The sequence below is a fragment of the Microbacterium sp. C5A9 genome (genome assembly GCF_022627955.1).
In the GTDB taxonomy this organism is placed as follows: domain Bacteria; phylum Actinomycetota; class Actinomycetes; order Actinomycetales; family Microbacteriaceae; genus Microbacterium.
In genome coordinates, this window is sequence record NZ_JABXGD010000001.1 from 656,485 (window position 1) to 683,457 (window position 26,973).

The 26,973-nt window shown below is 70.0% G+C and carries 25 protein-coding genes; 8 read left to right on the forward strand and 17 right to left on the reverse strand.

The window, feature by feature from the left end; all coding sequences use genetic code 11:
* Positions 1–44 precede the first annotated feature (44 nt).
* Positions 45–1,916: an FAD-dependent monooxygenase gene (locus HWD99_RS02940; RefSeq protein WP_241794749.1), complete on the forward strand. Its 1,872-nt coding sequence runs from the start codon at positions 45–47 to the stop codon at positions 1,914–1,916.
* A 226-nt stretch (positions 1,917–2,142) separates the two neighbouring features.
* Positions 2,143–2,523, forward strand: coding sequence for a VOC family protein (locus HWD99_RS02945; RefSeq protein WP_241794750.1), 381 nt, complete (start codon positions 2,143–2,145; stop codon positions 2,521–2,523).
* A gap of 19 nt (positions 2,524–2,542) precedes the next feature.
* Here HWD99_RS02945 and HWD99_RS02950 read toward each other — a convergent pair whose 3' ends face one another.
* Genes HWD99_RS02950 through HWD99_RS02960 form a run of 3 tightly spaced genes read right to left on the reverse strand, consistent with a single transcriptional unit; the run spans position 2,543 to position 5,544 of the window.
* Positions 2,543–2,977 carry an NUDIX hydrolase gene (locus HWD99_RS02950; RefSeq protein ID WP_241794751.1) on the reverse strand — a complete coding sequence of 145 codons (435 nt, stop codon included), beginning with the start codon at positions 2,975–2,977 and terminating at the stop codon, positions 2,543–2,545.
* A gap of 35 nt (positions 2,978–3,012) precedes the next feature.
* Entirely contained in the window at positions 3,013–3,867 is an 855-nt protein-coding gene (locus HWD99_RS02955) for a PhzF family phenazine biosynthesis protein (RefSeq protein WP_241794752.1), read from the reverse strand.
* Positions 3,868–3,894: 27 nt separating this feature from the next.
* The gene (locus HWD99_RS02960; protein ID WP_241794753.1) at positions 3,895–5,544 is read right to left on the reverse strand and encodes a thiamine pyrophosphate-binding protein; all 1,650 of its coding nucleotides are present in this window, start codon (positions 5,542–5,544) and stop codon (positions 3,895–3,897) included.
* Between the two features lie 203 nt (positions 5,545–5,747).
* Between HWD99_RS02960 and HWD99_RS02965 the strand changes: the two genes are divergently transcribed.
* The 4 genes from HWD99_RS02965 to HWD99_RS02980 are packed head-to-tail and all read left to right on the forward strand — an operon-like array spanning position 5,748 to position 9,771.
* Positions 5,748–7,451, forward strand: coding sequence for a circularly permuted type 2 ATP-grasp protein (locus HWD99_RS02965; RefSeq protein WP_241794754.1), 1,704 nt, complete (start codon positions 5,748–5,750; stop codon positions 7,449–7,451).
* Entirely contained in the window at positions 7,445–8,371 is a 927-nt protein-coding gene (locus tag HWD99_RS02970; protein WP_241794755.1) for an alpha-E domain-containing protein, read from the forward strand. Before HWD99_RS02965 ends, HWD99_RS02970 begins: the two co-directional genes overlap by 7 nt.
* The gene (locus HWD99_RS02975; RefSeq protein WP_241794756.1) at positions 8,368–9,213 is read left to right on the forward strand and encodes a transglutaminase family protein; all 846 of its coding nucleotides are present in this window, start codon (positions 8,368–8,370) and stop codon (positions 9,211–9,213) included. The genes HWD99_RS02970 and HWD99_RS02975 overlap by 4 nt, the downstream gene beginning before the upstream one ends.
* Before the next feature lie 48 nt (positions 9,214–9,261).
* On the forward strand, positions 9,262–9,771 hold the full coding sequence (locus HWD99_RS02980; RefSeq protein WP_194765189.1) for a phosphoribosyltransferase: 510 nt from the start codon (positions 9,262–9,264) through the stop codon (positions 9,769–9,771).
* 7 nt (positions 9,772–9,778) lie between these two features.
* Here the strand turns inward: HWD99_RS02980 and HWD99_RS02985 are convergent, their stop codons facing one another.
* From HWD99_RS02985 to HWD99_RS03020, 8 genes are all read right to left on the reverse strand, one after another.
* Positions 9,779–11,302, reverse strand: a complete 1,524-nt coding sequence (locus HWD99_RS02985) for an ATP-dependent DNA ligase (RefSeq protein ID WP_241794757.1) — start codon at positions 11,300–11,302, stop codon at positions 9,779–9,781.
* Positions 11,303–11,381: 79 nt separating this feature from the next.
* The gene (locus tag HWD99_RS02990; RefSeq protein ID WP_241794758.1) at positions 11,382–12,152 is read right to left on the reverse strand and encodes an enoyl-CoA hydratase/isomerase family protein; all 771 of its coding nucleotides are present in this window, start codon (positions 12,150–12,152) and stop codon (positions 11,382–11,384) included.
* A 10-nt stretch (positions 12,153–12,162) separates the two neighbouring features.
* Positions 12,163–13,341, reverse strand: a complete 1,179-nt coding sequence (gene paaE / locus HWD99_RS02995; RefSeq protein WP_241794759.1) for a 1,2-phenylacetyl-CoA epoxidase subunit PaaE — start codon at positions 13,339–13,341, stop codon at positions 12,163–12,165.
* Positions 13,341–13,835 carry a 1,2-phenylacetyl-CoA epoxidase subunit PaaD gene (gene paaD / locus HWD99_RS03000; RefSeq protein WP_241794760.1) on the reverse strand — a complete coding sequence of 165 codons (495 nt, stop codon included), beginning with the start codon at positions 13,833–13,835 and terminating at the stop codon, positions 13,341–13,343. Before paaD ends, paaE begins: the two co-directional genes overlap by 1 nt.
* Positions 13,829–14,671, reverse strand: coding sequence for a 1,2-phenylacetyl-CoA epoxidase subunit PaaC (gene paaC, locus HWD99_RS03005; protein WP_374205443.1), 843 nt, complete (start codon positions 14,669–14,671; stop codon positions 13,829–13,831). The genes paaD and paaC overlap by 7 nt, the downstream gene beginning before the upstream one ends.
* The gene (paaB, locus tag HWD99_RS03010; RefSeq protein WP_136056072.1) at positions 14,668–14,973 is read right to left on the reverse strand and encodes a 1,2-phenylacetyl-CoA epoxidase subunit PaaB; all 306 of its coding nucleotides are present in this window, start codon (positions 14,971–14,973) and stop codon (positions 14,668–14,670) included. Before paaB ends, paaC begins: the two co-directional genes overlap by 4 nt.
* A complete protein-coding gene (gene paaA / locus HWD99_RS03015; protein WP_241794761.1) occupies positions 14,973–15,968 on the reverse strand; it encodes a 1,2-phenylacetyl-CoA epoxidase subunit PaaA in 996 nt (331 codons plus the stop codon). Before paaA ends, paaB begins: the two co-directional genes overlap by 1 nt.
* 84 nt (positions 15,969–16,052) lie before the next feature.
* The gene (locus HWD99_RS03020) at positions 16,053–16,472 is read right to left on the reverse strand and encodes a pilus assembly protein CpaE (RefSeq protein ID WP_241794762.1); all 420 of its coding nucleotides are present in this window, start codon (positions 16,470–16,472) and stop codon (positions 16,053–16,055) included.
* A gap of 96 nt (positions 16,473–16,568) precedes the next feature.
* Here HWD99_RS03020 and HWD99_RS03025 point away from each other — a divergent pair, with 96 nt between their 5' ends.
* A complete protein-coding gene (locus tag HWD99_RS03025; protein ID WP_241794763.1) occupies positions 16,569–18,692 on the forward strand; it encodes a RecQ family ATP-dependent DNA helicase in 2,124 nt (707 codons plus the stop codon).
* 30 nt (positions 18,693–18,722) lie between these two features.
* Here HWD99_RS03025 and paaK read toward each other — a convergent pair whose 3' ends face one another.
* A complete protein-coding gene (gene paaK, locus HWD99_RS03030; protein ID WP_241794764.1) occupies positions 18,723–20,024 on the reverse strand; it encodes a phenylacetate--CoA ligase PaaK in 1,302 nt (433 codons plus the stop codon).
* A 185-nt stretch (positions 20,025–20,209) separates the two neighbouring features.
* Between paaK and HWD99_RS03035 the strand changes: the two genes are divergently transcribed.
* On the forward strand, positions 20,210–21,622 hold the full coding sequence (locus tag HWD99_RS03035) for an aldehyde dehydrogenase family protein (RefSeq protein ID WP_241794765.1): 1,413 nt from the start codon (positions 20,210–20,212) through the stop codon (positions 21,620–21,622).
* 85 nt (positions 21,623–21,707) lie between these two features.
* Here HWD99_RS03035 and paaI read toward each other — a convergent pair whose 3' ends face one another.
* From paaI to HWD99_RS03060, 5 genes are read right to left on the reverse strand one after another with little or no spacing between them, the layout of a single operon-like run.
* The gene (paaI, locus tag HWD99_RS03040; RefSeq protein ID WP_241794766.1) at positions 21,708–22,091 is read right to left on the reverse strand and encodes a hydroxyphenylacetyl-CoA thioesterase PaaI; all 384 of its coding nucleotides are present in this window, start codon (positions 22,089–22,091) and stop codon (positions 21,708–21,710) included.
* A gap of 5 nt (positions 22,092–22,096) precedes the next feature.
* On the reverse strand, positions 22,097–24,178 hold the full coding sequence (gene paaZ / locus HWD99_RS03045; protein ID WP_241794767.1) for a phenylacetic acid degradation bifunctional protein PaaZ: 2,082 nt from the start codon (positions 24,176–24,178) through the stop codon (positions 22,097–22,099).
* Positions 24,175–25,041 carry a 3-hydroxyacyl-CoA dehydrogenase family protein gene (locus tag HWD99_RS03050; RefSeq protein WP_241794768.1) on the reverse strand — a complete coding sequence of 289 codons (867 nt, stop codon included), beginning with the start codon at positions 25,039–25,041 and terminating at the stop codon, positions 24,175–24,177. The genes paaZ and HWD99_RS03050 overlap by 4 nt, the downstream gene beginning before the upstream one ends.
* Entirely contained in the window at positions 25,038–25,769 is a 732-nt protein-coding gene (locus HWD99_RS03055; RefSeq protein ID WP_241794769.1) for an enoyl-CoA hydratase/isomerase family protein, read from the reverse strand. The genes HWD99_RS03050 and HWD99_RS03055 overlap by 4 nt, the downstream gene beginning before the upstream one ends.
* Entirely contained in the window at positions 25,766–26,953 is a 1,188-nt protein-coding gene (locus tag HWD99_RS03060) for an acetyl-CoA C-acyltransferase (RefSeq protein WP_241794770.1), read from the reverse strand. Before HWD99_RS03060 ends, HWD99_RS03055 begins: the two co-directional genes overlap by 4 nt.
* Positions 26,954–26,973 lie beyond the last annotated feature (20 nt).

The following is a 26,973-nucleotide window of genomic DNA, read 5'->3' on the forward strand; positions in this document are numbered from 1 at the left end:
GACCCGGCACCCTCTCAGTCAGCACCCGGAAGGAATCGACGACGATGCAGTTCCACCACCACGGTTACGTCTCGGGGGATCCGCGCGTGACGGATGCCGCCGGCCTCGGCGCGGATCGCCCCGCGGACCTCCCCGACGAGATCGACGTCCTCATCGTCGGATCCGGCCCGGCCGGGATGCTGCTCGCCGCGCAGCTGTCCCAGTACCCCGACGTCTCCACGCGCATCATCGAGAAGCGCGAGGGGCGGCTCGTGCTCGGTCAGGCCGACGGCATCCAACCGCGCAGCGTCGAGACCTTCCAGGCGTTCGGCTTCGCGGAGCGGATCATCGCCGAGGCGTACAACATCGGCTGGATGAACTTCTGGGGACCCGATCCCGAGCGGCCGGGTCAGATCGTGCGCACCTCGCGCACGGCCGACTACGCGTACGACATCTGCGAGTTCCCGCATCTGATCGTCAATCAGGCGCGCGTCCTCGACTACTTCGCCGAGGCCGCCGCCCACGGGCCCGGCCGCATCGCGCCCGACTACGGCGTGGAGTTCGTCGGGCTCACGGTGCAGCAGGACGGGGAGTACCCGGTCGAGGTCGCCGTCCGGTACTCGGCCGGGGAGCGCGCAGGGCAGGAGCGGACGATCCGCGCCAGATACGTCGTCGGGTGCGACGGTGCCCGCAGCGGTGTGCGTCAGGCGATCGGTCGCACCCACGTGGGGGCGAGCGCGGCGCACGCCTGGGGCGTGATGGACGTGCTCGTGAACACCGACTTCCCCGACTGGCGCACCAAGTGCGCCATCAACTCCGAGGCGGGGAACATCCTGCACATCCCGCGCGAGGGCGGCTACCTCAGCCGGATGTACATCGATCTCGGCGAGGTCGCGGAGGACGATGACCACCGCGTGCGGCAGACGCCGATCGACGAAATCATCCGCAAGGCGAACGCGATCCTCAGCCCCTACACGCTCGACGTGAAGGAGGTCGCCTGGCACAGCGTCTACGAGGTCGGCCACCGGGTCACCGACGGCTTCGACGATGTGAGCGACGGGTCGGGCCGCACACCGCGGGTGTTCCTCACGGGCGACGCCTGCCATACGCACAGCGCCAAGGCCGGGCAGGGCATGAACGTCTCGATGCAGGACGGCTTCAACCTCGGCTGGAAGCTCGGATCCGTGCTGACCGGCCGGTCGCCGGAGACGCTGCTCGCGACCTACGGCGCCGAGCGGCGGCCGGTCGCCCAGCAGCTCATCGACTTCGATCGCGAGTGGTCGTCGCTCATGGCGCGCAAGCCGTCGGAGATCACCGATCCCACCGATCTGGCGACGTACTACCTGGCGACGGCGGAGTTCCCCTCTGGATTCATGACGCAGTACACCTCGTCGATGATCACGGGGACCGACGCGCACCAGGCGCTCGCCGCGGGGTTCCCCCTCGGCAAGCGCTTCAAGTCGGCGGAGGTCGTGCGAGTGGGCGACGGCAACGTCATCCACCTGGGCCACCACGCGAAGGCCGACGGTCGTTGGCGCGTGTACGCGTTCGGCGGGCGTGACGGGGCGACGCTCGATGTCTGGGCCGAGCAGGCTGCTCCGGTGTTCGCGCGCTTCACTCCGGCGGATGCCGACGAGGATGCCGTGTTCGACGTGAAGGCGATCTACCAGCAGCCCTACGAAGAGGTCGAGGTCACCTCGGCTCCTGCGCTGTTCCAGCCGAAGACCGGGCCGCTCGGGCTCACCGACTGGGAGAAGGTCTATGCCGCAGGGCCGTCGAAGTGGACCGAGACCGACATCTTCGAGGCGCGGGAGCTGTCGCGGGACGGCGTCGTGATCGTGGTGCGCCCCGACCAGTACGTCGCGGCGATCCTGCCGCTGGAGGCGACGGACGACCTGGCCTCGTTCCTCGAGGGGGCGCTGCTGCCGGCATCCTGAGGGCCGCGCGGATCGCTCGCCCGTTCGGGAGGAGATCACGCGCTCGGGAGGGGGGATCCGTGAGATTCGTCCTCCCCGAGACGCGGTTCTCCTCCCGAGCGCGGGGACGCGGCGACCCCGATCAGGAGAGACGCGCCGAACGGGGGAGAGGGCTCTGGCGGGTGTCGGAGGCTCCGCGTAGCCTGAGGGCCGATGGGCGCCGATGCCCGCGAACGAGGAGTGCGTGATGACCTGGAAGATCGAGCTCATCTTCATGCCGGTGACCGACGTCGACCGCTCGAAGGAGTTCTACACGAAGATCGGATTCACCCCCGACCACGATCAGGTGCCCTATGAGGGTCTGCGTTTCGTGCAGATGACCCCGCCCGGTTCTGCCTGCTCGATCGCCTTCGGCACGGGACTCGAGATTCCCCTCGAGCCCGGTCAGCAGAAGACGATCCAGGTGGTGGTGCCGAACGCCGAGGAGGCGAAGGCGCAGCTCGAGGCGGTCGGCGTGACGACGAAGGGTGTCGAAGACCTGGGCTGGGGCCGCTTCGTCTGGTTCGACGACCCCGACGGCAACACCTGGACGCTTCAGGAGCTGCCGGACTACAGCACGCAGGCCTGATGCCGCGGGAGGCCGGAGCTCAGCGCGCGGAGATCACGCGCAGACCTTCCGGCGCTCCTTCGGGGAACAACACGCGGATGCCGGACACGACGTCGGCGACGGGCACCCAGCGAACAGGGCTGCCCTCATCGAGGATGCGGAGCTCCGCGTCGAGCGGCACGGCATCGAGCGCTGCGGACGACACGGCGAACACATGCGCGATCTCGTGACCGGGCGAGCCCTCGTACGTGAAGATGTTCTCCCACACGCCAAGGAGCTCCGCGGTCTCGAGCGTGACGCCGAGCTCTTCCATGAACTCCCGCCGCAGCGCTTCGGCCGCCGTCTCGCCGAACTCGATGCCCCCGCCGATGGCGCGCAGGAAGTCGAGGCCACGCGAGTGATCATGACCCTCGAGCGCGAGGAGATGCCCGTCCTTCACGGGCAGACCGACGGCGATGTTGCGGATGGCTGGCATCTCGGAAGGCTAACCCACGTCCGACCGACGACTCCTCAGCCGATGCGCGTCGCCCCGCCGGAGACGACGATGCCGCCGGAGTCCGGGATCGTCACCGTGAGCAGGCTCGGTCGCCGCACGTGTTCGCCCTGGTGGATGCGGACCGTCCGCTCCGGATGGCCCTGCTCGCGAAGGTAGGCGCCGACGGCCGCCGCGGCCGAGCCCGTGGCAGGGTCCTCGGTGATGCGTCCGACCGGGAACAGGTTCCGCGCGTCGAAGTCCGCAGCACCGACCTCGTGCAGCACCGTGACCGTGCCCGCCCAGCCCTGCTCGCGCATGAGGGCGGCGACATCTGCGGGGAAGAAGCGGAACTGGTCGAACACCTCGCGGTCTCGGATGACGATGATCGGATGCCAGTTGCCGGCGAACGCCTCCTTCACCGGGAGGCGCTCGTCGAGATCGGCGCGGGCGATGCCCAGGAGGGCGAGCAGTCGTTCGAGAACCGGGACGTCGAGATCGCGGACCCGAGGTTCGACGCTCGTGAACGACACGGCGAGCCGTCCGTCGTCGTCGATCGCGGAGCGGAGCGCCACAGCACCCGCATCCGTGTCGAAGACCACCTCGCCAGGCCCGTCGCGCTCGGCCAGGGCGACAGCCGCGGCCACTGTCGCGTGGCCGCAGAACGGCACCTCCGCCGCCGGCGACCAGTAGCGCACCCGGTGGCGCGGGACCGAGGCATCCGCCGCCCGCCCGACGAGGAACGCGGTCTCGGAGTATCCGACCTCCGCCGCGATGCGCTGCATCTGCTCGTCGCTCATGCCGCCCGCGTCGAGCACGACCCCCGCGGGGTTCCCGCCCTCGGAGGTCGCTGCGAAGGCGCTGTAGCGCAGGACACCGGGGAGTTCCGTCATGACGAGGAGCCTACCGAGCGCGAGGAGTCACGAGTTCACCCGGATGATCTCCTGCTGGTACGGCGCGATGACGTCGCCCGAGATGCGCAGGTCGAGCAGCAGGAAACGCCGTGTCGAGGCATCCTCGTGCGCCCAGCTGGCCAGTCGATCCAGGTCGGCGAGGGTCTTCACGACGACGCCCTCCGCGCCGACGGCGGCGCCGAACGCGGCGAAGTCGACCTCCGGGATCCGCATCGGGCCCTCCGCGAGGCCCTTCAGGCCGTAGAGGTTGACCTCGGCACCGTAGGCGGCGTCGTTCCAGATCACGGCGATACCTCGGCCCTGCGCGGCCCGGACGGCGGATTCGAGGTCGGCGATCGCCATGAGCCCGCCGCCGTCACCCGAGGTCAGCACGACGGTGGAGTCGCGGCGGGCGAGAGCCGCGCCGACCACGCTCGGCCAGCCCTGTCCGATCGACTGGAACGCGGTGCCGACCATCATCATCCTGTCGGGAGCCTCGACCGGCCAGTACATGTTCGCCCAGCCGATGAAGTGCCCGCCGTCCGAGACGACGACGCGATCGCTCGGCAGGAGCTCGGCGATGCGCCGTGCGGCCGAACGGGGATCGAGACGACCGTCGGGGGCGAGGTCGTCGCCGGACTCGTACACGCGTGCGGCCGCGACGTCGACGGATTCGCGCCAGGGCGCCGACGATGGCGCGGAGCCGACCCGCGCGACGAGCTCCTCGGCGGCGAGGCGAGCGTCCGCGCGGACGAAGCCGCCGACATGGGGGTGGGTCGCCGCCGGAGCGATGTCGATCTGGAACACGCGCGTGCCCGGGGCGAACAGCTCGCCGAACCGCATCGTGAACTGGTTGAGCGAGGCGCCGAAGACGACCGCGACGTCGGCGGTGCGGATCAGTTCCATGGCGCCGTCGGCGCCGAAGCCGCCCGCGACACCGAGGTCGTACCGGGCATCGGGGAAGACTCCGCGGCCGAGCGCGGACGACGCGGTCAGGGCTCCGGTCAGGCGGGCGAGCTCGCCGAGTGCGTCACCGGCGCCGGCCAGCCAGGCGCCGCGACCGGCGAGAAGGACCGGGCGGGATGCTCCGGCCAGCGCCGCGGCGATCTCATCCAGCGTGCCCTCGACGAACTCGCCGCGGAGAGCGAGCGGCGCGGGAAGGCGCGGCATCGGCGCCTCGGGCACCGCCCCCGCGTCGAGCGACGCCACGTCGTAGGGGATGGCCAGCACGACGGGCACGCGGTAGGTCAGCGCGTGCTCGATCGCGATCACGGTGGTCGCGGCGGCATCGGCGCGACCGACGGTATAGGTGCGGGCGCCGACGGCGGAGGCGAGGGCGATCTGGTCGACGTCCCACGGGCGAGGTCCCGAGGTCGGCTCGTCGCCCACCACGAGCACGAGCGGCACGTGCGCCTGCACGGCCTCGGCGAGAGCCGTGAGCGTGTTGGTGAAGCCCGCGCCGTACGTCGAGGTGCCGGCGGCGATGCGTCCGGATGCCCGGAAGTGCGCGTCGGCCGCGACGACCGCGCCCTGCTCATGGCGCACGGCGGTGAAGACCGCATCCGTCTGAGTCTCGATCGCGTCGAGGAAGTAGGCGTTGCCGTTGCCCATCACGCCGAAGACGGCGTCGATGTGCTGGGCGAGGGTGAGCGCGACGTGCGCGGAGACGGTGGGCATGCGAAAGCCTCTCGAGACAGGGACGGAGAACGTGCGATTCCGTATGTGTCTCGCCCCGCCTCGTCGTGGGGTGCTTCGTGCCTCTTTTTCAGGCACCGGCGGCAGTGAGCGCCGGACGAGTCGATCCTACCGCCGCGGTGGCCGTCGCGGCTCCGTCTCGCGCACGTAACACCGCCGAAACGGTGACAGGGAAACATGCGGACATGGAGTCGCTGTTCAACGGATACACCTCGCGTCGATCACCCCGGCGGGCGGGTGCTGCTCCGTGGGACGAGATGTTCCCCGCAGACGCGGCTCCCGGAGGCGAGGGCGTCCGCCTCCCGTACCGGGACATGTACCCCGCGCTCGCCGGAATGGACGATGCGGAGCTCCGGGCGCGCACGGATGCTCTCGCGAGCTCGTATCTGGCGCAGGGCGTGACCTTCGACTTCGCCGGCGAAGAGCGCCCCTTCCCGCTGGACGTGGTGCCGCGTGTGCTCGCGGCCGACGACTGGGCCTACGTCGAGTCCGGGGTGAAGCAGCGCGTCCGCGCGTTGGAGGCCTTTCTGGCCGACGTGTACGGTCCGCAGCTCGCCGTGCAGGACGGGGTGATCCCCGCGTCGCTGATCAGCTCGTCGTCGCACTTCCACCGTCAGGCGGCGGGGATCGTGGGGGCGAACGGCGTCCGCATCCATGTCGCCGGCATCGATGTCATCCGCGATGAGGCGGGAGCGTGGCGGGTTCTCGAAGACAACGTGCGCGTGCCGAGCGGCGTCAGCTACGTGCTCGCGAATCGTCGGGTGATGGCGCAGACCCTGCCCGAGCTGTTCACGAGCCTGCGCGTGCGGCCCGTCGTCGACTACCCGGGGCGACTGCTGCAGGCCCTGCGTGCGGCGGCGCCCGCGGGCGTCGACGACCCGACGGTCGTCGTGCTCACGCCCGGCGTGCACAACTCGGCGTATTACGAGCACACCCTGCTGGCGCGCATGATGGGGATCGAGCTGGTCGAGGGGCGCGACCTGTTCTGCTCCGGCGGGCGGGTGTGGATGCACACGACCGCCGGCCCCACGCGGGTCGACGTGATCTACCGGAGGGTCGACGACGAGTTCCTCGATCCGCAGCAGTTCCGTCCGGACTCGGTGCTCGGCGCCCCCGGGTTGATGCTCGCCGCCCGGCTCGGGAACGTCACCCTGGCCAACGCGGTCGGCAACGGCGTCGCCGACGACAAGCTCGTGTACACGTACGTGCCCGACCTCATCCGCTACTACCTGGGGGAGGAGCCGGTGCTCCCGAACGTCGACACCTGGCGCCTCGAAGAGCCGAACGCGCTCGAGGAGGTCCTCGATCGGCTCGACGAGCTCGTCGTGAAGCCCGTCGACGGCTCGGGCGGCAAAGGACTCGTCGTGGGGCCCGATGCGTCACGCGAGACGCTGGAGGAGCTCCGCAAGACTCTGCTCGCGGACCCGCGGGGATGGATCGCGCAGCCGGTCGTGCAGCTCTCGACGATTCCCACGCTCGTCGAAGACGGGTTCCGCCCTCGGCACGTCGACCTGCGGCCCTTCGCGGTCAACGACGGGCAGGACATCTGGGTGCTGCCGGGTGGGCTCACCAGGGTCGCGCTGCCCGAGGGTCAGTTGGTCGTGAACTCGAGTCAGGGCGGCGGGTCGAAGGACACCTGGGTGCTGGACCCGTCGCTGTTCACCGGGCCCACCACGACCGTGACCGGCGAGCCCGATCCGGCGGCCGACGAGGTGTCGATCGCGACCGGAGCGATCGCGATCGTGTCGACGCCGCGCGAGGAGCCGCATCAGCCCTTCCTCTCATCGCCGCAGGACGAGGACCTCGAGCTGCGTCACCACCAGCAGCAACAGCAGCAGCAACAACAACGGCAGCAGCGGCAGGACGAGCGCGGAGGTGCGACATGCTGAGCCGTATCGCCGAGGCGCTGTTCTGGATCGGTCGCTACGTCGAGCGGGCGGACGGCACCGCGCGCATCCTCGACGTGCATCTGCAGCTGCTGCTCGAGGATCCCTGGGTCGAGGAGGACACCGCCTGTCGGGCGCTCCTGTCGGTCATGGGCACGACCGCCGACGACGACGCGGTGCTGAGTCGCGACGACGTGGTGCGCCTGCTCGCCCTCGACCGCGAGCATTCCGCCTCGATCGCCCACTCGATCGCCTCCGCGAGGGAGAACGCGCGCCGCGCGCGCGAGATCATCTCGACGGATCTCTGGGAGACGCTCAACGAATCCAACGCGCGGATGCCGCGACGCATCGCCTCGGACAAGACGCACCCGTTCTTCCGCTGGGTGCGCGACCGGTCGGCGCTCGCCTTCGGGGTCGTGGACTCGTCGACGAGCAGAGACGAGGCGTGGCACTTCTTCGTGCTCGGCCGATCGATCGAGCGCGCCGACATGACCGCCCGCCTGCTGGCGACACGGTCGCTGACCGAGGCCGGGGGCCCGAGCTGGACGACGCTCCTGCGCAGCTGCGGAGCGTACGAAGCCCATCTGCGCAGTCACCGGGCCGTGCCGACCGGAGCCTCGGCCGTGGAGTTCCTGCTCGTGGATCGGCTGTTTCCCCGGTCGGTGCTCTCGAGCATCCTGCAGGCCGAGGAGTGTCTGCGCGGGATCGATCCGGCCGGCGCCTTCGGTACCCCGGATCGCGCCCACCGGGTGCTGGGTCGCATGAGGTCGGAGCTCGAGTACCGACCGATCGGCGACACCGTGCATCGGCTGTCGGAGAGCATGGAGGAGGTCCAGGTGGGGATGTCGATGGCGAGCGACGCGATCAGGGAACGCTACTTCCCGTCGATCGCGATGCCGGTGTGGATCGGAGAGGCGCTGTGAGCCGGCTCCGGATCGTGCACCGCACGGGTTTCCGCTACGAGCAGCCGGCGACGGCGTCGTACAACGAGGCGCGGATGCTGCCGCACTCGCGTGAGGGACAGTTCGTGCTGCAGGCGACGCTCGACATCTCGCCGACCGCGACGCAGCATTCGTATGCGGACTACTGGGACACGCGGGTCTCGACGTTCGAGGTGCTCACACCTCATCAGGAGCTCTCGGTGACGGCGACCAGCGTCGTCGACGTCAGGCCGCTGCCGCATGCGGGCCCCGGGATCGACTGGGATGAGCTCGCCGCGCGGATCGGGCAGTCGCTCAGCCTCGCCGAATGCGTGACGCAGACACCCGCGACCGCGCCGGACGAGGAGATGCACGAGCTCGCGCTGCGGATCGAGGCCGAGGGCGGCGGGGTCGACGAGACGGCCTTCGAGATCTGCCGGACGGTCGGGGAGGCGATGGAGTATCGCAGCGGCGTGACCGGGGTGAGCTCCACGGCGCGCGATGCGTGGCCCGCGCGGTCTGGCGTCTGCCAGGACATCGCGCACGTCGCGCTCGGCGTGCTGCGGGCGGCGGGGATCCCCGCGCGCTACGTGTCGGGCTACCTGCACCCCGACCCGACGGCCGCGATCGGGCAGTCGGTGACGGGGGAGTCGCACGCCTGGGTGGAGTGGTACTCCGGCGAATGGCGCGGCTACGATCCGACCAACCTGGTCGAGGTGGGGGAGTCGCACGTCTACGTCGGGCACGGGCGCGACTATGCCGATGTCGCTCCGTTGCGCGGCGTGTACGCCGGCCCGAGTGCATCCGAGCTGTTCGTCTCGGTCGAGGTCACGCGGCTGGGATGAACCGGGATCATGGTCGGGTGAGACTCGCCGGTGGGGAAGAATGAGACGATGACGGATGCTTCGATCGAGCGCGAGACGCTCACCTGGGACGGCTTCGGATCCGCGACGCGAGATCTCGCGCGCCGCATCCTCGACAGCGGCTTCGTGCCGGAGGTCGTGGTCGCGATCGCCCGCGGCGGGCTGCTGCCGGCCGGCGCGATCGCCTATGGTCTCGGTGCCAAGAACTGCGGCGCGATCAACGTCGAGTTCTACACCGGCATCGGCACGGTGCTCGATGCCCCCGAGGTGTTGCCGCCCGAGCTCGACATGGCGTACCTCGACGGCCGACGGGTGCTGCTCGTCGACGACGTCGCCGACTCGGGGCGCACCCTCGCGCTGGCCGTGCAGCTGCTGAAGGACAAGGGCGCCGATGTGCGCTCCGTCACGATCTACACGAAGCCGTCGACGATCATCCAGCCCGACTACGCGTGGAAGGACACCGACCTCTGGATCAACTTCCCGTGGTCGTTCCAGGGCACCGTGCGCGAAGAGGATCTCGGGCTCGCACCCAGCGCCTGACCTGGCCTCAGCCGCGCAGCAGCGATCGCAGGGTCTGGATCGTGTCGGCACCCGACGGGGTCTTGTCGGGGCGGTATCCCTTCACCCGGGCGAACCGCAGCGCGATGCCGCCGGGGTAGCGGGGTGACTTCTGCACGCCGTCGATGGCGATCTCGACCACGAACTCGGGGCGCAGGAACACGGTGCTCTGCGTACGCCGTGTCTCCAGCGGCGGAAAGCTCTCGGTCTGCCAGCGCAGCAGCTCGTCGGTGAGTCCCTTGAAGGTCTTGCCGACCATCACGAAGCCGCCCGGTTCGCCGAACTCGCCCTCAGGGTCGAGCGCGCCGAGATGGAGGTTCGACAGCCACGCCTGCCGGCGCCCCGACCCCCACTCGGCCGCGAGCACGACCAGGTCGTAGGTCAGCACCGGTTTGACCTTGACCCAGGACTTGCCACGCCGCCCGGCGGAGTACGGAGCGTCGATCCCCTTGACGAGCACGCCCTCGTGCCCCGCCGCCAGTGCGTCGCGGGACAGCTGTTCGGCGGCTGCGGGGTCGTCGGTGACGATGCCGGGCATGCGCCACTCGCCGGCCACGCGCTCGAGCTCTGCCAGGCGGGTCGAGAGAGGCTCGTCGAGCAGGTCGCGCCCGTCGACGTGAAGCACATCGAAGAACCAGGGGCGCAGCACCAGATCGCGCGAGACGTCGGCGCCGAATCGCGACATCGTCTCCTGGAAGGGCCGAGGACCGCCGTCTTCGTCGAGCGACAGGGTCTCGCCGTCGAGGATCAGGTCGTGAGCAGGCAGCGAACGCACGATCTCGACCAGCTCCGGCACACGGTGCGTGATGTCGGCCAGGCTTCGGGTGAAGACGCCGACCTCATCGCCGTGGCGGTGGACCTGGATGCGCGCGCCGTCGAGCTTGTACTCGACCGATGCGATTCCGGTGACCTCGAGCGCGGCGGACGGCGTCGACGCGGTCGAGGCGAGCATCGGCAGCACGGGACGGCCGACCACCAGGCCGACGGACTCGAGTTCGGACGCGGTGCCGGTGAGGGCGATCACGGCGGTGTCGCCGAGGTCGCCCGACAGCATCGCCGCTCGTCGCACGGAGGCCGCAGGGCGATCCGCGGCGCGGGCTATCGCGTCGAGCAGCACACCGCCCAGAGCGCCCGTGCGCAGCTCGCCCAGCATCGCGCGCGACAGGAAGTCCCACTCCGGCGCGGTCGCCCGGGAGGCGAGGCCGGAGAGGAGATCGTTCCGCGCGGTCGCCGACCCCGATCCCGATGTGCGGGCCAGCGTCTCGAACGCCGCGTCGACGTCTCCGATCGACAGCGAGGGTTCCCCGGCATGCGTCACCTCGAGGGCGGAGACCCCGCGCCAGCCCACGCCCAGGCGTCCCTGGCGCGGTGTCGCGAGGAGCAGCCCGACGAGGGCGGGGACGTCGTCCGCGTCCGCGCGCGCCAGCAGCCGCGAGAGTGCATCGATCTTGGCGAGGCGCGATGCGGTGGCGGCGACCTCTTCAGCGGTGGAGACGAGCTCCGAGAGCAACATGCATGCAGTCTCGCACCGGCATCCGACATCGGCGACGGCCTTGCGTCCGCCCTTCCCGTCGCAGTAGGTGCGCGCGGACTCAGCGTCCGCGGAACTCCGGCGTCCTCTTCTGCTGGAAGGCCGCGAAGCCCTCGCGATAGTCGTCCGTGTCGCAGAGCGCGGCCTGTGCGGCGTTCTCGATGTCGACCGCCTCCCACAGCGCGAGACGCTCGTCGCGGATCCTCGCGACCAGCTGCTTGCTCGCGAGGAAGGCCGCGGTGGCGCCGCGGGCGGCGGCGGCCGCGGCATCCGTCGTGGTCTGCACCACCTCGTCGTCGGGGAGAACCCGCGAGAACAGCCCGGACGCCACCGCCTCCGTGCCGCTCATCAGGCGTCCGGTGTAGATGAGGTCGAGTGTCTTGTGCGCGCCGAGCCGCTCGACGAAGAGGGCGTGCCCGCCCGAGTCGAGGGTCGCACCCAGCGCGGCGAACGGCGAGCCGATCTTCGCCGATTCCGCGACGTACACGACGTCGGTGGCGATGAGCAGTCCCAGCCCGACTCCCAGGCAGGCGCCGTGCGCGACCGCGAAGGTCGGGGCGGGGAAGCGCGACATCCGCTGCAGCAGCGGCGTCACGAGGCCGCCGAGGTATCCGATCACGTCGTCGTCGCGCGGGTCGACGCCCGAGATGTCGCGGCCCGCGCAGAACGCTCGCCCCTCACCCCGCAGCACGAGCGCGCGCACTCCGGCCGCCTCGGCCTCGTCGTACGCATGACCGAGATCGCGGAGGGCCTGCTCGTCGAGCGAATTCCGCTTCGCGGGCGCGTCGAGCACGACGGTCGCGACGTCGTCGTCGATGGCGAGATCGATCATCGGATGCTCCTCAGACGTCGTAGTCGACCACGATACGGTCGCTCGTCGGGTGGGACTGACAGGTCAGCACGTAGCCGCGCTCGAGTTCGTCGGGTTCGAGCGCGTAGTTCTCGGTCATGGTGACGCTGCCCTCGATGACCCGGGCGCGACACGTGCCGCACACACCGCCGGCGCACGCGAACGGAGCATCGGGCCGCACCCGCAGCGCCGCGTTCAGCACCGACTCGTGCGCGTCGACCGGGCTCTCGACCGTCGAGGAGACGCCGTCGAGGTTCACCTCGATGCGGATCGTCTTCTCGCCCGCTCGCACCTCGACCGGACGCGCCGCACGCACCGGCTCATCGCCGGTCGTGAAGAGCTCGAAACGGATGTGCTCCCGCGGCACCCCCACGTCGGCGAGCACCTCACGGCACAGGTCGACGAGCGAGAGCGGTCCGCACAGGAACCACTCGTCGACGTCGGCCGGGTCGATGAGCATGCCCAGGATGGTGCGCAGCTTCTCGTCGTCGATGCGCCCCGACAGCACGGGGGCCGTGCGCTGCTCGCGCGAGAGCACGTGGTGCAGGGTCAGGCGCGTCGGATATCGGTCCTTCAGATCGGCGAGATCCTCGAGGAACATCACGTCGAGCGTCGACCGGTTCGTGTACAGGAGCGTGAAGCGGGACGTCTCGGAGCGCGTGAGCACGGTGTGCGCGAGAGCCATCAGCGGGGTGATCCCCGAGCCCGCGGCGATCCCGACGACATGGCGGTGATCGAGGTCGTCGAGGCCCGACGTGAACGTCCCCTGCGGGCTCATCACGTCGATCTCGAATCCGGCGTGCAGGCCCGTCTGCGCCCAGGTGGAGAAGAGCCCGCCCTCGTCGCGCTTCACGGCCACGCTGAGTCGCGTCGGCATGCCCGCCGCGATCTGCGCATCCGTGCGGTGCTCGGGCGCGCGGCACAGCGAGTACGAGCGGCGCACCTCGGTGCCCTCGAGAGTCGTCCGCAGCGCCACGTACTGCCCGGGCAGGTGGTCGTAGTCGTCGGCGAGCTCGGCGGGGACGGTGAACGTCACCTCGACGGAGTCGTCGGTGAGCCGCCGGACCTCCTCGACGGCGAGGGTGTGGAAGCGGGCGCGCTTCTTCGAGGTCGACGCGGCGGGGCGCGGCGTGACCGCCGGCGTGGGGCCGGACACGGCGAACAGCGACATCAGTGCACCTTGAAGTGATCGAAGGGCTCGAGACAGGCGCGGCATTCGAACAGCGCCTTGCACGAGGTGGAGCCGAAGCGCGAGACCTCGCGCGTGTCGAGGGATCCGCACCGCGGGCAGCGCACGCTGATGGCCAGGCGGATCGGGCCGGATGAGACGGCCGCGCGTCCGCTCGGAGGTGCGATGCCGTACTGCGACAGCTTCTGTCTGCCGGCATCCGACATCCAGTCCGTCGTCCAGGCGGGGGAGAGCACGAGGCGCACGTCGACCCGCGCGTATCCGGCCGCGGTGAGGGCCAGGATGACGTCATCGCGGATCGTGTCCATCGCCGGGCATCCGCTGTACGTCGGGGTGATCTCGACCGTGACCGTGTCGCCGTCCACCGCGACCGTGCGGAGCACGCCGAGGTCCTCGATCGTGAGCACGGGCACCTCGGGGTCGGCCACAGCCGCGGCGATGGCCCAGGCGCGGGTCTGCGAGTTCGTGATCACCATGATGCTCCCGGGTGCCGTCTGGCGAGCACCTGCATCTCGGCGAGCAGGTGACCGAGCGGAGCCGCATGCGCGCCGCGTCGGCCGCCGGCGGACGAGGCTCGGACGTCGGGTGTGGTCAGCTCCGCCTCCGCGAACACGGTCTTCACGACGGCATCGAACCCCGCTCGCAGTGTCGAGGGCCGGACGGCGACGTCGCCGAGGCGGTCGATCAGCGGCTCGTCGCGGAAGAGCTCATCGACATACGGCCAGACATCGCCGAGCGCGCGGATGATCCGCCGACGCGACTCGTCGGTGCCGCCGGCGAGGCGCAGCACCCACTGCACCGCGTGGTCGCGGTGGTAGTCGACCTCTTTGAGCGACTTCTCGGCGATCGCCGCGAAGGTCTCGTCGGTGCTCGCTCGCAGCGCGGAGTAGAGCTCGAACATGAAGGTCGACACGACGAACTGCCGCGCGATCGTCTGCGCGAAGTCGCCGTTGGGCTGCTCGACGATCCAGGCGCTGCGGAACTCCGGCTCATCGCGGAAGTACGCCAGATCATCTTCGGAGCGCCCGTCGTACGAGCCCGCGAAGTGCAGGAACGAGCGCGCATGGCCGAGCAGGTCGAGCGCGATGTTGCCGAGCGCGACGTCCTCTTCGAGCTCCGGCGCGCGGGAGATCCACTCGCCGAGCTGCTGCGAGAGGATCAGGGCGTCGTCGCCGAGCCACAGCGCGTACTCGGCGATGTCGGCGGATGCCGCGGCGGAGCCGGTTCCGGTGAGCTCCTCGCTCAGCCGCAGCTCGTCGACCGAGACGTCGCCGTGCAGGTCGCCGTGCAGGTCTGCGTGGATGTCGTTCACAGGTGCGGCACCCCTTCAGAAGCCGTGTAGTAGACGGCATGCCGATAGTTCTTGCCGGCGGGGCTCTCGAAATAGGCGCCCTTGGCGTCGGGGTCGCTCGTCGTGATCGCGTCGGCGGGCACGGCCCAGATCGACACGCCCTCGCCCCGGCGCGTGTAGAGGTCGCGGGCGTTGCGGATCGCCATCTCGGCATCCGGAGCGTGCAGAGAGCCGACATGCACATGGCTCAGGCCGCGGTTCGCCCGGACGAAGACCTCCCAGAGGGGCCAGGGCTCGCGCTCATCGGCGCCGGGCGTCGCCATCACGCCGCCGCCTTCGTCTTCGACGCCTGCTTGCGGGCGTACTCGGCCGCGGCCTCGCGCACCCAGGCGCCGTCCTCGTGCGCCGTGCGGCGGCGCTCGAGGCGCTCGGCGTTGCACGGGCCGTTGCCCCGTAGGACCTCGAAGAACTCGTCCCAGTCGATCTCGCCGATCACATACTGCCCGGTCTCCTCGTCGACGCGCAGATCGGGGTCGGGGAGCGTGACGCCCAGGATCTCGGCCTGCGGCACGAGCATCCCGACGAAGCGCTGGCGCAGCTCGTCGTTGGTGAAGCGCTTGATCTTCCACTTCATCGACTGGGCGGAGTTGGGGGACTGGTCATCCGGCGGCCCGAACATCGCCAGGCTCGGCCAGTACCAGCGGTTCACGGCATCCTGTGCCATCTGCTTCTGCTCGTCGGTGCCCTGCATCAGCGAGAGCAGGATCTCGAATCCCTGGCGCTGGTGGAACGACTCCTCCTTGCAGACGCGCACCATCGCGCGGCCATATGGCCCGTACGAGGCCCGGCACAGCGGCACCTGGTTGCAGATCGCGGCACCGTCGACGAGCCATCCGATCGCGCCCATGTCTGCCCAGGTGGGCGTGGGGTAGTTGAAGATCGACGAGTATTTGGCCTTGCCGCTGATGAGCTGGTCCATCATCTCGTCACGCGTGATCCCGAGGGTCTGCGCCGCGGAGTACAGGTAGAGCCCGTGCCCCGCTTCGTCCTGCACCTTGGCCATCAGGATCGCCTTGCGCTTGAGGCTCGGCGCCCGGGTGATCCAGTTGCCCTCCGGCTGCATGCCGATGATCTCGGAGTGCGCGTGCTGAGAGATCTGACGGATCAGCGTCTTGCGGTACGCGTCGGGCATCCAGTCGCGGGGCTCGATGCGCTGCTCGTTCGCGATCAGCTCATCGAACAGTCGCTCGTCGTCGGAGAGCTGGTCGTCGGCGGGCTCGCCATCGACGACGGAGAGATCTGCGGGGCTGGTCATCATCGACTCCTCAGTGTCCGATCCTCTTTACTGACCGGTCGTTAGGTAATTCTGACACGGCGGTCCGCGGTGCGCAAGGCGAGCGGCTCAGCGCGACCGGGAGACGAGGTCGAGAAGGGCCCGCCCGTACGCCTCAGAGGGGTCGGGATGCTCGAATCGCAGGGTCTCTCCGGCGATCTCGACCTCGACGACGAACGCGTCGGGCAGACGTGTGAGCGCGCGGAACGTGCCTCGCAGCAGCTCGCGCAGCTGGTCTTCCCGCGGGAGCCAGACCGCGTCGGCGAGCGTGACGGCATCGAGAGCCCATTCGGTCGTGCCGTTGAACGCGAGGTCCGTGCCGCTCGGCGTCTGCCGCGCTTCGATCGTCATCCCACTCACCGTGAACACATCGGCCTCGGCTTCGAGCTCGACCTCGTCGGGCAGGTCGAGCTGGAAGCGGTCGCCCTCGGCCGGATGCCACGCGAGTCCGGCGTCGCGCAGGGATACGGCCAGTTCTCGGGTGATCATCTCTCCACGCTAGACGACGTGATCGGGGCGCGGGGCGGCGTTCCGCCTGTGGATGAACGGCTCCCGTGTGTCGGCGGCCTGGGGCAGAGTGGAGGCATGACTTCCCCCGCCGCTGTCGACACCCGCACCGCTGCGCTCTCGGCGCTCCGCGAGCTGGTCGGTCGTCCTGATGCCGACTTCCACGACGGCCAGTACGAGGCCATCGAGGCCCTCGTCGAGGGGCGGCGTCGCGCGCTCGTCGTGCAGCGCACCGGGTGGGGCAAGTCGGCCGTGTACTTCGTCGCGACGCTGCTGCTGCGACGGCAGGGCGCTGGCCCCACCGTGCTCGTCTCGCCGCTTCTCGCGCTGATGCGCGACCAGATCGCCGCAGCCGAGCGCGCGGGCGTGCGCGCGGTCGCGATCAACTCGACGAACGCGCATGAGTGGTCCGAGGTGATGGAGCAGCTCGACCGAGACGAGGTCGACGTGCTGCTCGTGTCGCCCGAGCGACTCAACAATCCTGCGTTCCGCGAGCAGCAGCTGCCGGCGCTCGTGCGACGGATCGGAATGCTGGTGGTCGACGAGGCGCACTGCATCAGCGACTGGGGGCATGACTTCCGCCCCGACTACCGACGGCTGCGCGATCTGATCGAGCAGATGCCGCCTCAGGTGCCGGTGCTCGCCACCACGGCGACAGCGAACAGCAGAGTGGTGGCGGATGTCGCGGAGCAGCTCGGGACAGGCGGCGCGGAGGCCTCGGGTGACCAGCCCGAGGTGCTCACGATCCGCGGCCCGCTCGCTCGCACCTCGCTGCGACTCGGAGTGCTGCGGCTCCGTGATTCCGCGAGCCGGTTGGCGTGGTTGCTGAGTCACATCGACGACCTCCCCGGCGCCGGCATCATCTACACGCTCACCGTCGCCGCCGCGGTAGACACCGCACGCCTGCTGCGCGAACACGGCCACGAGGTGCGTGCCTACACGGGGCAGACCGACACCGACGAGCGCGCCGAGTCCGAGGGGATGCTGAAGCGCAACGAGGTCAAGGCGCTCGTCGCGACCAGCGCCCTGGGCATGGGATTCGACAAGCCCGATCTCGGCTTCGTGCTGCACCTCGGCGCGCCCTCATCGCCCGTGGCCTACTACCAGCAGGTCGGTCGTGCCGGTCGTGCGAGCGAGAGTGCCGACGTGCTGCTGCTGCCTGGCGTCGAGGATCGAGACATCTGGCACTACTTCGCCACCGCGTCGATGCCCGACCGCGAGCGCGCCGAGCGTGTCATCGGGGCGCTCGGGGATCAGCCGATCTCGACACCGGCGCTCGAGGCGATGGTCGACATCCGCCGCACGCCGCTCGAGCTGCTGCTCAAGGTGCTCGACGTCGACGGAGCGGTGCGCCGGGTGCAGGGCGGGTGGGTCGCGACCGGACAGCCGTGGACGTACGACGCCGAGCGCTATGAGCGCATCGCGGCGGAGCGCCGCGCCGAGCAGCAGCACATGATCGATTACGAGCAGACCGACGGATGCCGCATGGAGTTCCTCCAGCGCTCCCTCGACGACGCCACGGCGGCGCCCTGTGGCCGATGCGACAACTGCGCGGGAGTCTGGTTCCCTCGCGAGATCGGAGAGTCCGCGACCACGCAGGCGGCGGAGTCGCTCGATCGCGTCGGTGTCCCGGTCGAGCCGCGCAAGGCCTGGCCGACCGGTGCCGACAGACTCGACGTGCCGGTCAAGGGGCGCATCGCGCCGGGGGAGCAGGCAGGAGAGGGGCGCGCTCTCGCCCGACTGACCGACCTGGGCTGGGGCGGCACTCTGCGCGATCTCTTCGCGGCAGGGGCGCCGGACACCGCGGTGACTCCTCAGGTGCTCGGCGGCTGCGTTCGTGTGCTCGCCGGCTGGAAGTGGGACGAGCGCCCGGTCGCCGTGGTCGCGATGCCGTCGCGGTCGCATCCGCTGCTCGTCGACTCACTCGCTCGCGGCATCGCCGAGATCGGTCGACTGCCGCACCTCGGCGCGCTCGATCCGGTGAACGGCGGCCCGTCGGGGCAGCCCGGTGGCAACAGCGTCTTCCGTCTCGCGGGGCTGTGGGATCGGTTCAGCGCGCAGGGCCTCGACATCCCCGAGGGGCCTGTGCTCCTCGTCGACGACATGGCCGACAGCCGGTGGACTCTCACCGTCGCCGCGCGCACGCTGCGTCAGGCCGGCGCCACGGAGGTGCTTCCGTTCGTGCTCGCGCTCCGCGGCTGACGTCCGAGACGCAGCTCCGACCGAAGCACCTCAGCGCAGGTCGTATACGCGCTTGTACTTGCCCTCGCTTCGGGGCAGGGCGCCGGGCTCTTCGACCGTGACATCGACGGTGGTGCCGATGTGCATCTTGATCCGATGAGCCAGCACCGCGGCCGCGGCATCGCACTCCTCGGCACTCAGCGACGGGTGTCGCTCGATGCGCACCGTCATGGTGTCGAGACGATTGACGTGGTGCAGCTCGAGCACGAAGTGGGGCGTCAGCGTCTCGATGCCCATCACGAGTTCTTCGATCTGCGTGGGGAACAGATTCACACCGCGCAGGATGATCATGTCGTCGTTGCGCCCGGTGATCTTCTCCATCCTCCGAAGAGCGGGGTACGTGGTCCCCGGCAGCAGGCGTGTGAGGTCGCGGGTGCGGTAGCGGATGACCGGGAACGCCTCCTTGGTGAGCGAGGTGAAGACCAGCTCGCCGAGGTCGCCGTCGTGCAGCCGATCGCCGGTGTCACCGTCGATGATCTCGGGGAGGAAATGGTCTTCCCAGATGTGCGGACCGTCCTTGGTGAGGACGCTCTCGCTCGCGACACCGGGGCCCATCACCTCGCTGAGCCCGTAGATGTCGACCGCGTCGATGTTCAGTCGTCGCTCGATCTCTCGCCGCATCTCGTTCGTCCACGGCTCCGCGCCGAGCACAGCCACTCGGAGCGACGTCGTCGTCGGGTCGATCCCCGCCGCCTCCATGGCATCCGCGATCGTGAGCAGATAGCTCGGCGTGCAGAGGATGGCGTCGGGTTCGAAGTCGGTGATCAGCTGCACCTGCCGCGCCGTCTGGCCGCCGGACACGGGGATCACGGTAGCACCCAGGCGCTCGATACCCGCGTGCGCACCGAGTCCGCCGGTGAAGAGTCCGTAGCCGTACGCGTTGTGCACCTTCATCCCGGCGCGGATCCCCGCTGCGTGCAGCGACCTCGCGATCAGGTCGCTCCAGCGGTCGAGGTCGCCCTCGGTGTACCCGACGACGGTCGGACGCCCCGTCGTCCCGGACGATGCGTGCACGCGCCGGACCTCGGCCATGGGCACGGCGAACATGCCGAACGGGTAGCTCTCGCGCAGGTCGGCCTTGGTGGTGAACGGCAGCTTCTGCACGTCGTCGAGGGTGCGGATGTCGTCGGGGTGCACGCCGTGCGCGTCGAACTTGCGGCGATAGGTCGGCACGTTCTCGTACGCGTGGTGGACCGTCCACTGCAGGCGCTCGAGCTGGAGCCGAGCGAGTGCCTCCGCGGAGTGCAGTTCGGTCTCGGCGCCGAACTCGGGGCGGGCGTCAGTCATGGTCATCGTCGACTCCTTCGTCGCAAGGTGGGGCTTCTCCATCAGATCGCGGATGATGAGGGCTCGATCTGCCGAAGGCGTACGACCCTGTGCAGGGTGCGCACGAACGGTCGTCGGCGCTGTACCGGCCCGCGTTCGCGATCGTAGGCTCCGGACACCGGACAGAGCAGTCCGCGATCAAGGAGGATGCTGTGACCACGACCACGACGACGATCCTGGAGTCCATCACCGCGCCGGAGGGCGGCGGTCGCCCCATCCCGGATGCGGCGACGCGCGAGATGATCGGCCATGCGCCCGTTCATACGGTCGATGACCTGAATCGCGCCATCGTGAACGCTCGCTCCGCGCAGCCGGCGTGGGCTGCTCTCGGGCACGCCGAGCGCAGTCGCATCCTCACCGCGATCGCCGACGACCTCGACGCGAACGCTGAAGAGCTGGCCGTGATCCTCTCGCGGGAGCAGGGCAAGCCGCTGAACGGGCCGAACGCCCGCTTCGAGGTCGGGGCGTGCTCCGCCTGGACGCGCACCGCCGCCGACACGCCTCTCGAACCGGAGGTCGTCTTCGAGGCCGGTGACTCGCGCGCAGAGGTCCACTACGACCCGCTCGGAGTGGTCGGCGCCATCGGGCCGTGGAACTGGCCGATGATGATCACGGTGTGGCAGATCGCACCCTCGCTGCGCATGGGCAACACGGTGGTGGTCAAGCCCAGCGAGTACACGCCCCTCTCGGTGCTCGCGCTCGCCGCGATCTACAACAGGCACCTGCCCGACGGCGTGCTGACCGTGATCTCGGGCGACCGCGAGGTGGGGGCGGCGATCGCGGCTCATCCCGACCTCGACAAGATCATGTTCACGGGGTCGACGGCCACGGGCCGCCGGATCGTCGAGGCGTCGTCGAACAGTCTCGCCCGGCTGACTCTCGAGCTCGGCGGCAATGACGCCGGCATCATCCTTCCGGGAACCGATGTCGCGGCCATCGCCGAGAACCTGTTCTGGGGGATCTTCATCAACACCGGTCAGACATGCGCCGCACTCAAGCGGCTCTACGTGCACGACTCGCAGTACGACGAGGTCGTGGACACCCTCGCGAAGCTGGCCGACGCCATGCCGCTCGGCAACGGTCTCGACGAGGCGAACGTCCTCGGGCCGCTCCAGAACGAGAAGCAGTTCGACATCGTGGCCCGACTCGTCGATGACGCCAGAGAGCGCGGTGCGCGGATCGTCACCGGTGGAGAGCCCGCGCCCGAGCACGGACCGCTGTTCTACCGCACGACGGTCGTCGCCGACATCGACGACGGAACCGCACTCGTCGACGAGGAGCAGTTCGGTCCGGTCATCCCGGTCATCCGGTACTCGGATGTCGACGATGCCGTGCGCCGCGCGAACGACTCGGCCCAGGGACTGGGGGCGTCGGTGTGGTCTGACGACCCGGATGCCGCGAGCGAGGTCGCCCGCCGTGTGCAGGCCGGCACCGTATGGATCAACCAGCACGGCGCGATCAACCCGCACGTGCCGTTCGGCGGCATCAAGGCCAGCGGCTACGGCCAGGAGTTCGGGGTGGCGGGGCTCAAGGCGGTCGCGGCTCCCAAGGTCATCCAGCGCTGAGGGCGGGCCGCAGGTCGGGATCAGGTCGGGGCCGGAATCGTGAGCACTCCGATTCCGGCCCTCACCATGCAGGGGCCGCACGATCTCACCCCTCCTGCGAGCGGTTCGTCGTGAGCGAGCGGCCGCGCACCTCGGCGACGACGTCACCGGACTCGTCGGTCACCGAGACGTCGTAGAGGCCGTTGCGGCCGCTCACGACCCGGCGCACGGCCCGCGCCGTCAGACGCTGGCCCGCAGTCGTGGACTTCAGGAACGTGATGTCCGCGCCGCCGGCGACCGTGACCCGTTCGTCCTCGTTGCAGGCGATCGCGAAGGCTGTGTCGGCGAGCGTGAACACCAGACCGCCGTGCGTGATCGCGAAGCCGTTCAGCATGTCATCCCGCACCGTCATCGAGACCACCGCCTCTCCCGGCTCATCGAGCTCGACGACCATGCCGAGCATCGCCGAGGCGGCGTCGCGCTGCATCATCGGCCTCATGCGGCCACACCCTCGGGCGTCTGCTCCTTGTTCACCAGCGTGAGCACGTCGTAGGTCGCCACGAACTCGTCGCTCTGGTTGCGGATGACCGCATCCCAGCGCACCTCGCCGTACTCGTCGGTCTCGCGCGGCGTGATCTGCTTGGCCGTGAGCTCGACGCGGATCGTGTCGCCGGGGGAGACCGGCGTGATGAACCGCAGATTCTCCAGGCCGTAGTTCGCGAGCACCGGCCCGGGCTCGGGGTCGACGAACAGACCGGCCGCCCACGACACGAGCAGGTAGCCGTGCGCCACGCGGCCGGGGAAGAACGGGTTCGCGGCGGCGGCGGCCTCGTCCATGTGCGCATAGAACGTGTCGCCGGTGAAGTGGGCGAAGGTCTCGATGTCGTCGAGCGTGACCTCGCGCGAGGCCGAGACGATCTGGTCGCCGATCCGCAGCTCCGCGAGCGACTTGCGGAACGGATGCCGACCGCCGCTGTGCGCCGCGGCACCCGCGTGCCACACGCCGGTCAGCGCGGTGAGCATCTCGGGCGAGCCCTGCACCGCGGTCCGCTGCATGTGGTGCAGCACAGCACGGATGCCACCCAGCTCCTCGCCGCCGCCGGCGCGGCCGGGGCCGCCGTGCACGAGGTTCGGCAGCGGGGATCCGTGCCCGGTCGACGATCGGGCGTCGTCGCGGTCGAGCAGCAGCATCCGGCCGTTGAACGGTGCGATGCGTGTCGCGAGTTCCACCGCCTGCACGGGATCGTGCGTCGCGATGCTGGTGACGAGCGATCCGCCGCCCCGAGCGACGAGCGCCGCGGCGTCGGCGGTGGTGTCGTAGGTGAGTAGCGACGACACCGGACCGAAGGCCTCGATCGAGTGCGCCGCCTCGGCCTGCGCATCGTCGAAGCGCAGCAGCAGGGGGGAGACGAACGCGCCGTCGGGGGAGAGGCCGGTGCTGCCGTCGGAGAGCCGCACCTCGGGAGCATCCGTCGTTCCGACGACGATCCGTCCTCCCGCTGTCTGCAGCCTGCCGACCTGACGCAGCACCTCGTCGCGCTGCGCGGTCGACGCGAGGGGTCCCATCGTCACGCCTTCGGCGCGCGGGTCGCCCAGCACCGTCTTGTCGGCGATGCGCGCCTGCACAGCGGAGATCACGGCATCCGCCGACCCGGTGGGGACGATCGCCCGGCGGATCGCGGTGCACTTCTGTCCGGCCTTGGTGGTCATCTCGGTGACGAGCTGGCGTACGTAGGCGTCGAACTCGGGCGTGCCCTCGACCGCGTCGGTGCCGAGCACCGAGGCATTGATCGAATCGGTCTCGGCCGTGAACCGCACCCCGCCGGTCTGCACAGCCGGGTGGGCCTTGAGGCTCTCCGCCGTCGACGCGCTGCCGGTGAAGCCGACGATGTCGCCGAGTCGAAGATGCTCGAACAGGTCGGGAACGCCGCCGCTGACCAGCTGCAGAGAGCCCTCGGGAAGCAGCCCGGACTCGACGAGGATGCGCACCATGGCCTCGGCCAGATAGCCCGTGGGAGTTGCGGGCTTCACGAGCGTCGGCATGCCGGCGAGGAACGCCGGCGCGAACTTCTCGAGCGATCCCCACACCGGGAAGTTGAACGCGTTGATCTGCACGGCCACGCCGGGGAGCGTGGTGTAGACATGGCGCCCGAGGAACGACCCGTCCTTCGAGAGCGGCTCGACCGGCCCGTCGACGTGCACGCGGCTGTTGGGCAGTTCGCGTCGCCCCTTGCCGGAGTACGAGAACAGCACGCCGATGCCGCCGTCGATGTCGACCCACGAGTCGTTCTTCGTCGCACCGGTGCGGGCGGACAGCGCATACAGCTCGTCCTTGCGGTCGGTCAGGGCGAGAGCGAACTGCTTGAGCAGCACCCCTCGTTGGTGGAAGGTCAGCGCACCGAGGCTCCGCTGTCCGACCGTGCGCGCGTGCTCCAGGGCCGCCGCGAGATCCAAGCCCTCGGTGGATACGAGAGTGACGACGTCCCCGGTGGACGCATCCCGCACCTCGGCGGATCGCGTGGGCGACGACGGCGTCCACCACGTGCCCTGGACATAGCTCGGCAGATACTCGGTCATCTCTCCTCGTTCCATGTGTAGAACCCTTCGCCGCTCTTGCGGCCGAGCTTTCCTTCGGCGACCATGCGTCGCAGCAGCTCCGGCGGAGCGAAACGCTCGCCCAGTGTGCTCTCCAGCTCCTCGGCGATGCCGAGCCGCACGTCGAGCCCGACGATGTCGGTGGTGCGCAGCGGACCCACCGGATGCCGGTATCCGAGTGTCATCGCCGCATCGATGTCGGCCGCGGTCGCGACGCCCTCGTCGAGCATCCGGATCGCCTCCAGCCCGAGCATCACGCCCAGGCGCGAGGAGGCGAAGCCGGGGGAGTCGCTGACGACGATCGGCGTCTTGCCGAGCGCGGACACCCAGCCGCCGGCGCGGTCGGTCACCGCGGAGTCGGTCGCGGTCCCGTGCACGATCTCGACGAGCGCGGAGGCAGGAACCGGGTTGAAGAAGTGGAGGCCGAGGAAGAGCTCCGGACGCAGGCGGTGGGTGGCGAGGTCATCGATCGAGATCGACGACGTGTTGCTCGCCAACGTCGCATGCGCGGGCATCGCCGCCTCGGCTCTGGCGAGCGCGTGCTCCTTGAGCTCGCGATCCTCGGGCACCGCCTCGATCACGAGATCGAGGTCGGCGAACGCCGCGATGTCGCTTCCTGTGGTGAGACGGCCGATGATGTCGGCCTCCTGCAGGGAAGAATCACGTTCGACGGAGCGGCGGATGCTGTCGCTGACGCGTGCCAGGGCTGCATCCGCGCTCGCCGCGTCGCGCTCGACCACGGTGACGTGCGAGCCGGCGAGCAGGAACGCATGCGCGATCCCGGCTCCCATGCGCCCTCCGCCGAGCACTCCGACCCCGCGCGGTGCCTTCGCCGTCTCGCTCATCGGTTCTTCCTCTCGAGGAATGCCGTCATGCGGCGGTGCTTCTCGGGCGACTCGAACAGCTCGGCCTGCAGCTCGAGCTCGATCGCCGGATGCTGCGCGCGCGGGGTGCGCAGTGCGCGTTTCGTGTGCTGCGTCGCTCTCGGATCGTTCGCCACGATGCGGTCGACGATCGCGTGCGCCGCCGGAAGCAGCTCGTCGGAGGGATGCAGCGACGAGACGAGCCCCCACCGCAGTGCGTCCTCGGCGTCGAGCGCTCGTCCGGTGAGCAGCAGCTCGCTCGCCCGCGCGTCGCCGACGATCTCGGGCAGGCGCCACGTCGCGCCCGCGGCGGCGATGATCCCGAGTCCCGTCTCCGGGTTGCCGATGCGCAGAGACGGCGTCGCGATGCGGATGTCGGCCGCGTAGGCGAGTTCGGCGCCACCGCCGAGTGCATAGCCGTCGATCGCCGCGATCACCGGCATCGGCAGTTCGCGCACGCGGATGAAGGCCATCGCATTGATGCCGCGCCTGGCGTCGTCCGCAGTGCGGTCGCGCAGCTGGGCGATATCGGCGCCCGCGGCGAAGACGCCGTCGGAGCCGGTGACGATGAGCGTCCGCGGCGAGGCCTCGAGTGCGGCGCACAGCTCGTGCAGCGCGTCGATGGTCTCCTGGTCGATCGCGTTGCGCTTCTCGGGGCGGTCGAGCGTGGCGACGACCCGGTCGTCGCGCTCCTCGATGTGCAGGGTCATGGGAGACGCTCCACGATCATCGCGGTGCCCTGCCCGACGCCGACGCACATCGTGGCGAGGCCGTATCGCGCTCCCTCGCGTTCGAGTCGGCCCAGCAGCGTGACGATGAGCCGTGACCCGCTCGAGCCGAGCGGGTGGCCCAGCGCGATGGCACCGCCGTCGGCGTTGACGATCGTCGGGTCGAGCCCCAGGCGGCGGATGCAGGCGAGGGACTGCGATGCGAAGGCCTCGTTCAGCTCGACGGCTCCGAGGTCGCCGACCTGCAGCCCCGCCTTCGCGAGCGCTTTCTGCGTGGCCGGCACCGGACCGAGGCCCATGATCTCGGGGGCGAGAGCGGCGGTCGCCGCCGCGACGATCCGCGCGCGAGGCCGCAGGCCATGCCGCTCGACTGCCTCTGCACTCGCCACGACGATCGCGGAGGAGCCGTCGTTCAGAGAACTGGAGTTCCCGGCGGTCACCACGTCGCCGCCGGCGACCACGGCGCGCAACGTCGCGAGCGCGTCGAGAGTGGTGTCGCGCCGGGGTCCCTCGTCGGTGTCGACGATTCCGCGGCTCGTCTCGACCCCCACGATCTCGTCGGCGAACCGACCGGCATCGATCGCGGCGATGGCCCGCTGGTGGCTCTGGAGGGCGAACGCGTCCGCATCCGTCCGACTGATCCCGTCGACGCGCGCGACCTCCTCTGCCGTCTCGGGCATCGAGAAGGTGGCCTTGTCGCGGGCGCTCAGGAGGGGGTTCGTGAAGCGCCAGCCGATCGAGGTGTCGAAGGCGGCGCCGGGCTTGGCCCACGGCCGATCGGGCTTCGACTGCACCCAGGGCGCCCTGGTCATCGACTCGACGCCGCCGGCGACGATGAGGTCGGCGTCGCCGGCGCGCACGGCGTTCGCGGCGAGTGCGATCGCTGACATTCCGGAGGCGCAGAGGCGGTTGACCGTCAGTCCGGGGATCGAATCGGGGAGGCCCGCGAGCAGCACCGCCATGCGCGCCACGTTGCGATTGTCCTCTCCGGCCTGATTGGCAGCCCCGAGGATGACCTCGTCGATCGCCTCGACCGGGATGGTGGACCTGCGGACCGTCTCACCCACCACGAGGGCGGCGAGGTCGTCCGGGCGGACGGACGCGAGAGCGCCTCCGTACCGGCCGACGGGGGTGCGGACGCCCTCGACGAGATAGGCCTCGGACATCGTCATCCTCTCGATCACCA

Coding starts and splice junctions, on each gene's coding strand:
- paaA (WP_241794761.1), bottom strand. CDS start 15,968: ATGATGACCAGCCCCGCAGATCTCTCCGTCGTCGATGGCGAGCCCGCC.
- paaI (WP_241794766.1), bottom strand. CDS start 22,091: ATGATGCAGCGCGACGCCGCCTCGGCGATGCTCGGCATGGTCGTCGAG.
- HWD99_RS02990 (WP_241794758.1), bottom strand. CDS start 12,152: ATGATCGATCTCGCCATCGACGACGACGTCGCGACCGTCGTGCTCGAC.
- HWD99_RS02955 (WP_241794752.1), bottom strand. CDS start 3,867: ATGACGGAACTCCCCGGTGTCCTGCGCTACAGCGCCTTCGCAGCGACC.
- HWD99_RS02985 (WP_241794757.1), bottom strand. CDS start 11,302: ATGTTGCTCTCGGAGCTCGTCTCCACCGCTGAAGAGGTCGCCGCCACC.
- paaZ (WP_241794767.1), bottom strand. CDS start 24,178: ATGACCGAGTATCTGCCGAGCTATGTCCAGGGCACGTGGTGGACGCCG.
- paaD (WP_241794760.1), bottom strand. CDS start 13,835: ATGGTGATCACGAACTCGCAGACCCGCGCCTGGGCCATCGCCGCGGCT.
- HWD99_RS03060 (WP_241794770.1), bottom strand. CDS start 26,953: ATGTCCGAGGCCTATCTCGTCGAGGGCGTCCGCACCCCCGTCGGCCGG.
- HWD99_RS02945 (WP_241794750.1), top strand. CDS start 2,143: ATGACCTGGAAGATCGAGCTCATCTTCATGCCGGTGACCGACGTCGAC.
- paaK (WP_241794764.1), bottom strand. CDS start 20,024: ATGACCATGACTGACGCCCGCCCCGAGTTCGGCGCCGAGACCGAACTG.
- HWD99_RS02970 (WP_241794755.1), top strand. CDS start 7,445: ATGCTGAGCCGTATCGCCGAGGCGCTGTTCTGGATCGGTCGCTACGTC.
- HWD99_RS02960 (WP_241794753.1), bottom strand. CDS start 5,544: ATGCCCACCGTCTCCGCGCACGTCGCGCTCACCCTCGCCCAGCACATC.
- paaE (WP_241794759.1), bottom strand. CDS start 13,341: ATGTCGCTGTTCGCCGTGTCCGGCCCCACGCCGGCGGTCACGCCGCGC.
- HWD99_RS03020 (WP_241794762.1), bottom strand. CDS start 16,472: ATGATCACCCGAGAACTGGCCGTATCCCTGCGCGACGCCGGACTCGCG.
- HWD99_RS02980 (WP_194765189.1), top strand. CDS start 9,262: ATGACGGATGCTTCGATCGAGCGCGAGACGCTCACCTGGGACGGCTTC.
- HWD99_RS02965 (WP_241794754.1), top strand. CDS start 5,748: ATGGAGTCGCTGTTCAACGGATACACCTCGCGTCGATCACCCCGGCGG.
- HWD99_RS03050 (WP_241794768.1), bottom strand. CDS start 25,041: ATGAGCGAGACGGCGAAGGCACCGCGCGGGGTCGGAGTGCTCGGCGGA.
- HWD99_RS02950 (WP_241794751.1), bottom strand. CDS start 2,977: ATGCCAGCCATCCGCAACATCGCCGTCGGTCTGCCCGTGAAGGACGGG.
- HWD99_RS03025 (WP_241794763.1), top strand. CDS start 16,569: ATGACTTCCCCCGCCGCTGTCGACACCCGCACCGCTGCGCTCTCGGCG.
- HWD99_RS03055 (WP_241794769.1), bottom strand. CDS start 25,769: ATGACCCTGCACATCGAGGAGCGCGACGACCGGGTCGTCGCCACGCTC.
- HWD99_RS02940 (WP_241794749.1), top strand. CDS start 45: ATGCAGTTCCACCACCACGGTTACGTCTCGGGGGATCCGCGCGTGACG.
- paaB (WP_136056072.1), bottom strand. CDS start 14,973: ATGGCGACGCCCGGCGCCGATGAGCGCGAGCCCTGGCCCCTCTGGGAG.